This is a genomic window from Thiobacillus denitrificans (assembly GCF_001530125.1).
Lineage (GTDB): Bacteria > Pseudomonadota > Gammaproteobacteria > Burkholderiales > Thiobacillaceae > Thiobacillus > Thiobacillus denitrificans_C.
The window spans coordinates 66,012-77,111 of record NZ_LDUG01000036.1 but is presented as its reverse complement, the minus strand read 5'-3'; the positions used below and the strand labels follow the sequence as shown (position 1 = coordinate 77,111).

Below are 11,100 nucleotides of genomic sequence, written 5' to 3'. Positions count from 1 at the left end.
GATCAGCTTCCCCGCTTCGCGGCGGGAGCTACGCCTGGGGCGGCTGGCGGGGCCTGCGCGGCAGCAGCATCCTGCGCCTCAACCTGCACGCCCGGTTTCACCTTCTGCAGCCCTTCCACGATGACGCGATCCCCGGCGGCCAGACCTTCGGTCACCACCCACTGGTCGCCGAGCGACTGGGGCGCCTTGACGATGCGTGGCTCGACCTTGCTTTCTGCATTGACCAGCATGACGGTCGCATTGCCCTTCGGGTCGCGGCTCACTGCCGCGTGCGGCACCAGGATGGCATTGTCCTGCACGCCCTGCGCCAGCCGCGCACGCACATACATGCCGGGCAACAACTCGCCTTTCGGGTTGGGGAACACCGCGCGCAAGGTGACGCTGCCGGTGTCCTGGTCGACCGTCACTTCCGAGAATGCCAGCTTGCCCGCGACACCGTAGACGCTGCCGTCTTCCAGCACCAGTTGCACCGGCACGGCGCCGCCACCGGCACGCTGCAGCTTGCCGGATTCGAGGTCGCGCTTCATGTGCAACAGCTCGGTGCTGGATTGCGTCAGGTCGACATAGATCGGGTCGAGCTGCTGCACGGTGGCGAGTGCTGCAACCTGGTTCGCGGTGACCAGCGCCCCCGGCGTCACCGTCGAGCGGCCGATGCGCCCCGCAATCGGCGAAGCGACACGGGTGTAACCGAGATCGATGCGCGCCCGGTCGAGCGCGGCCTTCGCTGAACCGACGTCGGCTTGCGCCTGTTTCATCGCGGCGACGGATTCTTCGTTGGCCTGCTTGCTCACCGCCTCGATCTTCACCAGCTCGGCATAACGCTCAGCCTTCAGTCGCGCCGCGTCAAGATTCGCCTCGGCGCGTGCGAGGCTGGCGCGGGCACTGTCGGTGGCCGCCTGATACGTGGCCGGATCGATCTGGTACAGCACCTGGCCGGCCTTGACCTCGCTGCCCTCCTTGAACAGGCGCTGCTTGACGATGCCGGTCACCTGCGGCCGCAGTTCGGCGATCAGATAGGGGGTGGTGCGCCCGGGCAGCTCGCTCGCAACCGGCACCGACTCGACCTGCACCGTCAGCACCGTGACAACAGGCGCGGTCTGACCCGCTGCGCCTGCCGCGTTCTGTTGCTCGTTGCCGCCACATGCGGCAAGCAGAAAGACGCTCGCCAGCGCGAAGCCTAAGGGTTTGAACATCAGCTTGCGGTGGATCTGCATGGGTGGCCTCTTGAAATTGCGTGGTGAAATTAAGCTGGTGAAATTGAGCTTGATCCCCCAGCCCATCCCGGACCAGGCGACCCAAAATACGAACAAACATTATAGAATGAACGTTCAATCTATATTAGAATTAGTTTAAGCGCAAGATTTGCGTAGCCCGTAAACTCTTGCGGACCCTGACCGGAGGAAAACATGTCAGTCACCCTCGACCACCCGTCCGAAGCCTCGCGCGCCGAAACGCGGCGTGTCCAGATCCGCGCTGCCGCGGCGGACTGCTTTCGCCAGCGCGGATTCCACGGCACCAGCATCGCGCAGATATCGAAAGCGGCCGGCATGAGCACCGGCCACATCTATCACTACTTCGAGAACAAGGAAGCGATCATTGCCGATATCGTCGCCCAGGATCTGGAACGCTCGCTGACACTGACCACCGAATTGCGCTCGGCGAGCGACGTCAAGGACGCGATGGTCGAGCGCGCCATCGAGGGCGTTGAACATAACCTCGACCCGAGCAGTGCCGGCCTCCAGCTGGAGATCGTCGCCGAAGCGGCACGCAACCCCCATATCGCAGAAATCGTTCGCGCCGCCGACCAGGCATGCCGCGACAGCCTCGCCGATACCATTCGCATCCAGCGCCAGGCCGCCGGCCACCAGGACAGCGAAGCCACGATCGCCGGCATGGTGGAAGCCCTTATCGCCATGTTCGAGGGCCTGCGTATCCGCACCATCCGCAACCCGGATCTCAATCAGGCTGCCGTGGTGCAGGTGTTCCGGCGCATGATCCACGATCTGCTTTCGCAGACCCCCTAACCACACAAACCGTACGGCTTTCAAAGCAGCCGATGCGGCTAGAATGGCGTCTTTTGTGCAGGAGTCCCGCATGTCTGAACCCGTTGTGTACGACCGCAATCCCGCCGAACTCGAGCTCGAAGCCGGTGAATACTGGTGGTGTACCTGTGGTCGCTCGATGACGCAACCGTTCTGCGACGGCTCGCACGAAGGCACCGACATGGAGCCGATGTCGATCGTCATCGAAGAAAAAACCACGGTATGGCTGTGCAACTGCAAGCACACCCAGGACAAGCCGTTCTGCGACGGTTCGCATAACAACCTGCCCGACGATATTTTCTGAGTCGTTCAACCGGATCCATCATGACGGCCGAACCCGAAAGCGTGCTCGACTTCTGGTTCGGGCCGACCGGCAACGCCGCGGAAATTGCCGGACGGCAGCGCACGCTGTGGTTCGGCAAATCGACCGCGAACGACCAGGCGGTGACCGAGCGTTTTGCCGCCACGCTGGTCGCTGCGACTACAGGCCAGCTCGATCACTGGGCACACACGCCGCGCGGACGGCTGGCGCTGGTAATCGTGCTCGACCAGTTTCCGCACCACATCCATCGCGACCGGCCGCAGGCCTTCGCCACCGACCCGCAGGCGCTGGCCCTGAGCCTGGCCGCGCTGGCGGCGAGCGAAGACCGGCAACTGGCAGCGATCGAGCGGGTGTTTCTCTATCTGCCGCTGGAGCATGCCGAATCGCTCGCCATGCAGGCGCGGTCCGTGTCGTTGTATGAGCAACTTGCGCACGAAGCTGCGGCCGACGAACGCGCGCTGTTCGACGGCTTCCTGGATTACGCGCGCAAGCATCGCGACGTGGTGGCGCGCTTCGGCCACTTTCCGCATCGCAATGCGATTCTGGAGCGGCCCTCCACACCTGACGAACTTGAATTCCTGAAACAGCCCGGCTCGCGCTTCTAGCCGGTAAAATGGCGGCTTTTGCGCCTTCCGGCCTGTTCATGTCCCGCCAGATCCTCGTCACCTCCGCCCTGCCCTACGCCAACGGCAGCATCCACCTCGGCCATCTGGTCGAATACATCCAGACCGACATCTGGGTGCGCTTCCAGAAAATGTGCGGCCACGACTGCCGCTATCTATGCGCCGACGACACCCACGGCACCGCGATCATGCTGCGCGCCGAAAAGGAAGGCATCACGCCGGAAACGCTGATCGGCCGGGTGTGGATTGATCACACACGTGACTTCGCCGGCTTCAACATCGGCTTCGACCACTACTACTCGACGCATTCGGACGAGAACCGCGAACTGGCGTCGACCATCTACCTGCGGCTGAAAGAAGCCGGCCTGATCGAGATCAAGACGATCGCGCAGCTGTACGACCCGGTGAAAAACCTGTTCCTGCCGGACCGCTTTATCAAAGGCGAATGCCCCAAGTGCGGCGCGTTGGACCAGTACGGCGACAACTGCGAAGTGTGCGGCGCCACCTACAGCCCGACCGAGCTGAAGAACCCGGTGTCGGCGGTGTCGGGCGCAACCCCGGTGCACAAGGATTCCGAGCACTACTTCTTCAAGCTCGGCGCCTGCGAGGCCTTCCTGCGCGAGTGGACGACCTCGGGCGCGCTGCAAAGCGAGGCCGCCAACAAGATGCAGGAATGGTTCGCCTCCGGCCTCAACAACTGGGACATCAGCCGCGACGCGCCCTACTTCGGCTTCGAGATCCCCGGCGCCCCGGGCAAGTATTTCTATGTGTGGCTGGACGCACCGGTGGGCTACATGGCGAGCTTCGCCAAATACGCTGCGGACAACGGCCTCGACTTCGACGCTTGGTGGGGCGCGGAATCCAAGACCGAGCTGGTGCACTTCATCGGCAAGGACATCCTGTATTTCCACGCCCTGTTCTGGCCGGCGATGCTCAAATTTTCCGGCCACCGCCTGCCGACGGCGGTGTATGCGCACGGTTTCCTCACCGTGAACGGGCAGAAGATGTCGAAGTCGCGCGGCACCTTCATCACCGCCGACAGCTACCTCGCGCAGAAACTCAATCCCGAATGGCTGCGCTACTACTACGCCGCCAAGCTCAACGGCTCGATGGAGGACATCGATCTGAACCTGGACGACTTCGTCGCGCGGGTGAATTCGGACCTGGTCGGCAAGTTCATCAACATCGCCAGCCGCACTGCCGGCTTCATCCGCAAGAACTTCGACGGCAAGCTCGCCGACGGCGTGGCCAACCTCGAACTGATCGGCGACTTCCAGGCTGCTGCCGGCACCATCGCCGCACATTACGAGGCGCGCGACTACGCCAAGGCCCTGCGCGAGATCATGGCTCTGGCCGACCGCGCCAACCAGTACGTGGCCGACGAAAAGCCCTGGGAACTGGCGAAGAAGCCCGAAGCCATCTATCGATTACATGAAGTCTGCACGGTCGCGCTGAACTGCTTCCGCCTGCTGACCCTGTACCTGAAGCCAGTGCTACCGAAGCTCGCGGAGCAGGTCGAGGCCTTCCTCAACATTCCGCCGCTGGCCTGGGAGGATTCCCAGAGCCTGTTCATCCGCCACCGCATCAACGAGTACAGCCACCTGATGACCCGTATCGACCCCAAATCCATCGAAGCCATGGTAGACGCCAACAAACAGAACCTCGAACCGACGCCCGCCCCCGCGCCAGTGCGCCACGCTGAAGCCCAGGTAAATGCCACGCAACCGGTGGCTGACACCATTAGCATCGACGACTTCGCGAAGATCGACCTGCGCATCGCGCGCATCGCCGAAGCCTCCCACGTCGAAGGTGCCGACAAGCTGCTGCGGCTGACGCTCGACGTCGGCGAACTCGGCACGCGCCAGGTGTTTGCCGGCATCAAGTCGGCCTATGCGCCGGAGACGCTGGTGGGGCGGCTCACCGTGGTGGTCGCCAACCTGGCGCCGCGCAAGATGAAGTTCGGCATGAGCGAAGGCATGGTGCTGGCCGCCTCGGGCGATGCGCCCGGCCTGTTCATCCTGTCGCCGGACAGCGGCGCGCAGCCGGGCATGAAGGTGAAGTGATACTGAAATGATACTGGCATGAAGACGCAGCACCTGCTCATCCATGGCCGAGTGCAGGGTGTGTGGTTTCGCGAATCGATGCGTCGCGAGGCCGAGCGGCTGGGTGTGACCGGCTGGGTCCGCAACACGCCCGAAGGCTCGGTGGAAGCCGTGGTTCAGGGACCGGACGGGGCCGTCGATGCACTCGTTGCATGGGCGCACAGTGGCCCGCCGCAGGCGTGGGTGGACCGTATCGATATCGAGCGCTGCGAGACGCACGGCCCGTTCAGCGGATTCGAGAAGCGGATCGACTAGCGCCGGAATGCCGGGCAAAAAAATGCCCGGCTCAGTAAAGAGCCGGGCAGATATCCACCAAAGGAGGAGGATTGGAGGAGACAACACGAAGTACCGTTGCGGCGACTTCAGTGTTATTAGAATAATCTAATATTCTTTGATGCTTGTCAACACTTTATTGCACAAAAGCGGCGAACCGGTACTTTTATATCACCCCGGGCACACCCCTCAGTAAATCACCTGCACCGACTCGGGCTTGAGCCAGTCGCCCAGCGACTCGAGCAGACGGTCGTCCAGCCGCACCCGCCAGTCCTCGCCCAACCGCACGCGACAGCTCGCGTCGTGGGTGTGGTAATCCACCCAGACCGGGCAGCCGCCCTCCTGCGCCTTGTAGGGCGCGAGCAGTTCGGCCAGCTTGCGGCCACTGCTGGACTGGGCATGGCACTGGCCGTTGCACGCCAGCCGCAGGCCTCGGGCAAAGCGGGTGCGCGCCCCGGCCAGGTCGTAGATCTGTTCTGCGGTGACCCGCAGGCCGCCCGAATAATCGTCTCGATTGACCTTGCCTTCGATGACCAGCAAGGTGTCGTCTTTCAGCAGATGGCGGTTCTGCTCGTAGAGCTCGTTGAAAATCACCACCTCGACCTGCGCGGTCGCGTCGTCGAGCAGCAAAATCATCATCTTGCCGCGTCGCGTCATCTGGGTGCGCAGCGAGACGACCATGCCGGCCAGCATCTGGAGCTCGCGGGCGGGCTCCAGGCTGTCGAGCTGTCGTTTGGCGAAACCAGACACTTCGGCCAGATACGACGTAAACGGATGGCCGCTGAAGAAATAGCCGAGCGCGGATTTCTCCTGCAGCAGCTTTTCCTGTTCGGGCCACTCGGGCACGACAATCAGGTCTTCGCCGCCGTCGAGCATTTCGCCGAACAAACCGACCTGGCCGCCGCTCCTCGCCGCGTGATCGGCGGTTTCCAGCGCCGCACCGACCGAGGCCATCAGGCTGGCGCGGTGCGCATTGATGCGGTCGAATGCGCCCGCCTTCACCAGCGCCTCGAGCACGCGGCGGTTGAGGTAGCGCTTGTCGACGCGCCGCGCCAGGTCGAACAGGCCCTGGTAGGGGCCGTTGGCTTCGCGCTCGGCGACGATGGCGCCGATCGCCGCCTCGCCGCTGCCCTTGAGCGCGCCGAGGCCGTAGCGGATTTCGGTCTTGCTGACCGGGTCGAAGCGGTAGCCGGATGAATTGATGTCGGGCGGCAGCATGGTCAGCCCGTTGGCGCGGCAGTCCTCGTAGAACACCCGCACCTTGTCGGTGTCGGACATTTCAGACGACATGGTCGCCGCCATGAACTCGGCCGGGTAGTAGGCCTTGAGCCAGGCGGTGTGATACGCGATCAGCGCATAGGCCGCCGAGTGCGACTTGTTGAAGCCGTATTCGGCAAACTTCTCCATCAGGTCGAACAGCCGCTCGGCAATCTTGGTATCGACCCCGCGCCTGGCTGCGCCCTCAAGGAAAATCGTCCGCTGCACGGCCATTTCCTCGGGCTTTTTCTTGCCCATGGCGCGCCGCAGCATGTCGGCGGCACCGAGGCTGTAGCCGGCCAGGATCTGCGCCACCAGCATCACCTGTTCCTGGTAGACGATGATGCCGTAGGTCGACTTCAGCACCGGCTCGAGGTCAACATGAAAATACTCGGGCTTCTGCTTGCCCTGCTTGCGCGCGATGAAGTCGTCCACCATGCCGGAACCGAGCGGGCCTGGGCGGTTGAGTGCCATCAGCGCGATGATGTCCTCGAAGCAGTCGCCCTTCAGCTTCTTTTCCAGATCCTTGGCCGAGCGCGATTCGGACTGGAATACCGCGGTGGTGTTGCCCTCGGCGAACAGCCGGTACACCGCCGGATCGTCGAGCGGCAGGTCTTCCAGGCGGAAATCCTTACGGTCGTCGTGACGCTGCACGAAGCGCACCGCCTCGGCCAGGATGGTCAGCGTGCGCAGGCCGAGGAAGTCGAACTTGACCAGGCCGATTGCCTCGACGTCGTCCTTGTCGAACTGCGACACCATCGATTCCGAGCCTTCGGCGCGGTACAGCGGACAGAAGTCGGTGAGCCGGCCCGGCGCGATCAGCACCCCGCCCGCGTGCATGCCGACGTTGCGGGTGATGCCCTCGAGCTTTTCGGCCAGCGGCAGCAGCTCGGCGAGCTCCTCCTCGCTGCGGGCGCGCTCGTCGATCTGCGGTTCCTTCTCGCGCGCCTCGGCCAGGCTGATCCCCAACTCGTTGGGCACCAGCTTGACGAACTTGTCGACGAAGAGGTACGGCAGGTCGAGCACGCGGCCGACGTCGCGCAGCACCGCCTTGGCCGCCATGGTGCCGAAGGTCGCGATCTGCGACACCGACTCGGCGCCGTAGCGCTGCTTCACATAATCGATGACGCGTTCGCGCCCATCCTGACAAAAGTCAATATCGAAGTCGGGCATCGACACCCGCTCGGGGTTCAAAAAGCGCTCGAACAGCAGGTCGTAGGCAAGCGGATCGAGGTCGGTGATGCTGAGGCTGTAGGCCACCAGCGAACCTGCGCCGGAGCCGCGCCCCGGCCCCACCGGCACGCCGTTGTGCTTGGCCCAGTTGATGAAGTCGGCCACGATGAGGAAGTAGCCGGGAAAGCCCATCTGGATGATGGTGCCGAGTTCGAACTCCAGCCGTTTGGTGTATTCGGGCAGCTTGGCAGCGCGGATGTCCGGGTCGGGATAGAGGTGGGCCATGCGTTCATGCAGGCCTTCGAAGGAACGCTGCCGCATGTAGTCGTCGAGACTCATGCCGTCCGGGGTCGGAAAGGCGGGCAGGCGGCTCTTGCCGAGTTCGAGCGTGAGGTTGCAGCGCTTGGCGATTTCGACGCTGTTGGCGAGCGCTTCCGGCAGGTCGGCGAACAGCGCCGTCATCTCGTCCGGCGTTTTGAAATACTGCTCGGCGGTGAACGGACGCGGGCGGCGTGGGTCGCCCAACATCATGCCTTCTGCGATGCAGACGCGCGCCTCGTGCGCCTTGAAGTCGTCCGGCGCAACGAACTGGATCGGATGGGTGGCCACCGACGGCAGGTTCAGCGCCGCGCCGATATCGAGCAGGCCGTCGATCAGGCGTTCGGCTTGCGGCTGGCCGAAGCGCTGCAGTTCCAGGTAATAGCGCCCGGGAAACAGCGCGGCCCAGGCTTCGGCGGCGGCGCGCGCGGCGGCGGGCTTGTCGTCGAGCAGCGCCTGCGCGACGTTGCCGCTGTCGCCGCCCGACAGCGCCAGCAGGCCGTCGGTGCCGTCACGCAGCCAGACAGGATCAATCTCGGCGCGGCCGCGATGGAGGTTTTCAAGATAGGCGCGGGTCAGCAGGTCGCACAGGCGGCGATAGCCCTCGCGGTGCTGCACCAGCAGCAACAGGCGCGAGGGGCGGTTACGGTCGGCGGCATTCGTCACCCACACGTCGCAGCCGAAGATCGGCTTGATGCCGGCGCCGCGCGCGGCACGATAGAACTTCACCCAGCCGAAGGTGTTGGACAGGTCGGAGAGCCCAAGCGCCGGCATGGCCATTTCGCGCGCGCGCCCGACCGCCTCGCCCACCCGCACCAGGCCATCGGCGACGGAGTATTCGGTGTGCAGGCGGAGGTGGATGAAACGCGGATCGGTCATGGGACAGGAGCAGAAAAGCAGCCTGCTATTTTAACGCCGGAGGCGGGCGAGCAAAAAACAAAAGGCAGCCGAAGCTGCCTTTTGTTTGGTCAAACACCGGATTTCACCCGCAAGGGGCAGGCCGTGGTTGTAAAGCCGATAAATCGGCAACAACCACGCTCAGTTGGCGCGGCGCTTGAATTCGTTGGTGCGGGTGTCGATCTCGATCATGTCGCCGATGTCGACGAACGCCGCCACCGGCAGCTCGTACCCGGTGGGCTTGATGCGTGCCGGCTTCATCACCTTGCCGGAGGTGTCGCCACGCACGGCCGGCTCGGTGTATTCGACTTCGCGGACGACGGTGGTGGGCATCTCGACCGAGATCGCCTTGCCGTCGTAGAACACCACTTCGACCGGCATGCCGTCGTCGAGGTAGTTCAGCGCGTCGCCGAGGTTGTCGGCTTCGATTTCATACTGGTTGTAGTCGCCATCCATGAAAACGTACAGCGGATCGGCGAAATAGGAATAGGTGCATTCCTTGCGATCGAGGTTGACGGCTTCGAACTTGTCGTCGGCGCGGTAGACGCTCTCGGTGCCTGAACCGGTGAGCAGGTTCTTCAGTTTCATTTTGACGACGGAGGAATTGCGGCCGGACTTGCTGAATTCGGCCTTCAACACCACCATCGGGTCTTTACCAACCATCACGACGTTGCCGGCGCGGAGTTCCTGTGCGATTTTCATGGGTGTGTCCTGCTGCGAGAGCGTGTTAGGGATTGAGAAAACCTATTATTTTAACTTATTTTCAACAAAATCAACCAGCTTGTCGGTGAGCCGCCCGGCCAGCCCGAGGCGCTCGCACCAACCCCCCGCATGCGCTTCGATGACGGCCTGCTGCGCGCGCCAGGCGGCCCAGCAGGCCGACATGTCCTCAACATCCGGCATGCCGTTCCAGACCCGCCAGATCCCACCCACCGCGCGTGCCGCGGCTTCATCCAGCCCTTCCGTATAGTGCGCCAGCAGCGCATTGGTCTTGTCCCAGTGCGCTGCGTCGGCCTGCGGATAGGCTTGCCACACCAGCGGGCGCGCTGCCCACTGCGCGCGCACGCAGGAATCCTCGCCGCGGACGAAATTCAGACCGCACGCCCACAGCAGATGGTCGTACCGATCCTGGTCCAGAAACGGCAGGATGTGCAGTTGCAGGGCGCCGCGCCGATGCACCTCGCTCGCCCGCAGGTCGGCGACCGACAGCCAGGCCGCCAGTTGTGGAATGACCCTGCCTTCTGGAACCAGACAGGTGATGCGGCGTGGGTCGGCCGCCCAGGCGTCAAGCAAGGCCGGCAGCGCCGGATTTTCGTAGGCGAACAGCGACACCCGCAATTCATCCGGCTGCGGCGCGTCCAGCCCCAACTGGCGCCAGAACGCGGCGACCCCGCTCTGCACGAACGCCGCGCGGCGCCCGGCCAGACCCGCCTCGGCCAGCAGGCCGCCGGTTTCCGGCGTGTAGCCGGGAAAGAAGAAATACCGCGTCAGCGGCAGCCGCGGATGGGGCGACGGCAGGCCGTGGTGTTCGGCCACCCAGGGTTCGGCGGAGAGGTATTCGAGATTGATCCATACCGGCGGCGGCGACTGCACGCTCATCGCAGCCAGGTAGGCTTCAGGCAGGGTACAGCCGAAGGCATCGATCACCACCTGCGCCGGCGCGGCCGCTGCAAACGGCGTGCGCCACGCGCAGACCGTCACCCCCTCGCAGGACTGCTCGACCGCGTTCGGGGCGATTGCAGGCCAGATGCGCTGAAACGCGTGCAGATCGTCCACCCACAGCCGCACCGCCAGCCCATGCTCGCTGACCAGCCCACGCGCCAGCCGCCAGGCGATGCCGATGTCGCCGTAGTTGTCGACGACCTTGCAGAAGATGTCCCAGGTGCGCATGCCGCGCATCCTACCGCATCGATCCGGGTGATTGCGTCATTCCCGGACGCCAGGACGCGTGGCCGCTTTCCCCATCGCCACCCCCTTGGATTGACAGGAAACAACCGTCCGACCGAGGCGCTTGTTTTTTCACGTTTTCCGCTTGAAAAAACCCATTCCGATAGTAAAAAGAAATGAGTTTGTTTCAAGAACCGTAAAGGCTT

9 protein-coding genes are annotated in these 11,100 nt (G+C 63.8%); 5 read left to right on the top strand and 4 right to left on the bottom strand.

Going from position 1 to position 11,100, the window contains the following annotated elements:
• Positions 1 to 2: 2 nt before the first annotated feature.
• Positions 3 to 1,214 carry an efflux RND transporter periplasmic adaptor subunit gene (locus ABW22_RS12720; protein ID WP_059757263.1) on the bottom strand — a complete coding sequence of 404 codons (1,212 nt, stop codon included), beginning with the start codon at positions 1,212 to 1,214 and terminating at the stop codon, positions 3 to 5.
• Between the two features lie 192 nt (positions 1,215 to 1,406).
• Between ABW22_RS12720 and ABW22_RS12715 the strand changes: the two genes are divergently transcribed.
• The 5 genes from ABW22_RS12715 to ABW22_RS12695 all read left to right on the top strand — a co-directional run bounded on the left by ABW22_RS12715 (position 1,407) and on the right by ABW22_RS12695 (position 5,344).
• Complete coding sequence (locus ABW22_RS12715) at positions 1,407 to 2,024, top strand: TetR/AcrR family transcriptional regulator (protein ID WP_059757261.1); 618 nt, start codon at positions 1,407 to 1,409, stop codon at positions 2,022 to 2,024.
• Positions 2,025 to 2,094: 70 nt separating this feature from the next.
• Complete coding sequence (locus ABW22_RS12710; protein WP_059757699.1) at positions 2,095 to 2,346, top strand: CDGSH iron-sulfur domain-containing protein; 252 nt, start codon at positions 2,095 to 2,097, stop codon at positions 2,344 to 2,346.
• A gap of 20 nt (positions 2,347 to 2,366) precedes the next feature.
• Positions 2,367 to 2,969 (top strand): DUF924 family protein, encoded by a 603-nt coding sequence (locus ABW22_RS12705; RefSeq protein ID WP_059757258.1) that lies wholly within the window; start codon positions 2,367 to 2,369, stop codon positions 2,967 to 2,969.
• A 38-nt stretch (positions 2,970 to 3,007) separates the two neighbouring features.
• On the top strand, positions 3,008 to 5,050 hold the full coding sequence (gene metG, locus ABW22_RS12700; RefSeq protein ID WP_059757696.1) for a methionine--tRNA ligase: 2,043 nt from the start codon (positions 3,008 to 3,010) through the stop codon (positions 5,048 to 5,050).
• An 18-nt stretch (positions 5,051 to 5,068) separates the two neighbouring features.
• Entirely contained in the window at positions 5,069 to 5,344 is a 276-nt protein-coding gene (locus ABW22_RS12695; RefSeq protein ID WP_059757256.1) for an acylphosphatase, read from the top strand.
• A gap of 207 nt (positions 5,345 to 5,551) precedes the next feature.
• Here ABW22_RS12695 and dnaE read toward each other — a convergent pair whose 3' ends face one another.
• The 3 genes from dnaE to earP all read right to left on the bottom strand — a co-directional run bounded on the left by dnaE (position 5,552) and on the right by earP (position 10,897).
• Positions 5,552 to 8,989, bottom strand: a complete 3,438-nt coding sequence (dnaE, locus tag ABW22_RS12690) for a DNA polymerase III subunit alpha (protein ID WP_059757253.1) — start codon at positions 8,987 to 8,989, stop codon at positions 5,552 to 5,554.
• 159 nt (positions 8,990 to 9,148) lie between these two features.
• Positions 9,149 to 9,709, bottom strand: a complete 561-nt coding sequence (gene efp, locus ABW22_RS12685) for an elongation factor P (protein ID WP_059757251.1) — start codon at positions 9,707 to 9,709, stop codon at positions 9,149 to 9,151.
• A 45-nt stretch (positions 9,710 to 9,754) separates the two neighbouring features.
• Entirely contained in the window at positions 9,755 to 10,897 is a 1,143-nt protein-coding gene (gene earP, locus ABW22_RS12680; protein ID WP_237763344.1) for an elongation factor P maturation arginine rhamnosyltransferase EarP, read from the bottom strand.
• Positions 10,898 to 11,100: the final 203 nt, after the last annotated feature.

Coding starts and splice junctions, on each gene's coding strand:
- ABW22_RS12720 (WP_059757263.1), bottom strand. CDS start 1,214: ATGCAGATCCACCGCAAGCTGATGTTCAAACCCTTAGGCTTCGCGCTG.
- ABW22_RS12715 (WP_059757261.1), top strand. CDS start 1,407: ATGTCAGTCACCCTCGACCACCCGTCCGAAGCCTCGCGCGCCGAAACG.
- ABW22_RS12710 (WP_059757699.1), top strand. CDS start 2,095: ATGTCTGAACCCGTTGTGTACGACCGCAATCCCGCCGAACTCGAGCTC.
- ABW22_RS12705 (WP_059757258.1), top strand. CDS start 2,367: ATGACGGCCGAACCCGAAAGCGTGCTCGACTTCTGGTTCGGGCCGACC.
- metG (WP_059757696.1), top strand. CDS start 3,008: ATGTCCCGCCAGATCCTCGTCACCTCCGCCCTGCCCTACGCCAACGGC.
- ABW22_RS12695 (WP_059757256.1), top strand. CDS start 5,069: ATGAAGACGCAGCACCTGCTCATCCATGGCCGAGTGCAGGGTGTGTGG.
- dnaE (WP_059757253.1), bottom strand. CDS start 8,989: ATGACCGATCCGCGTTTCATCCACCTCCGCCTGCACACCGAATACTCC.
- efp (WP_059757251.1), bottom strand. CDS start 9,709: ATGAAAATCGCACAGGAACTCCGCGCCGGCAACGTCGTGATGGTTGGT.
- earP (WP_237763344.1), bottom strand. CDS start 10,897: ATGCGCACCTGGGACATCTTCTGCAAGGTCGTCGACAACTACGGCGAC.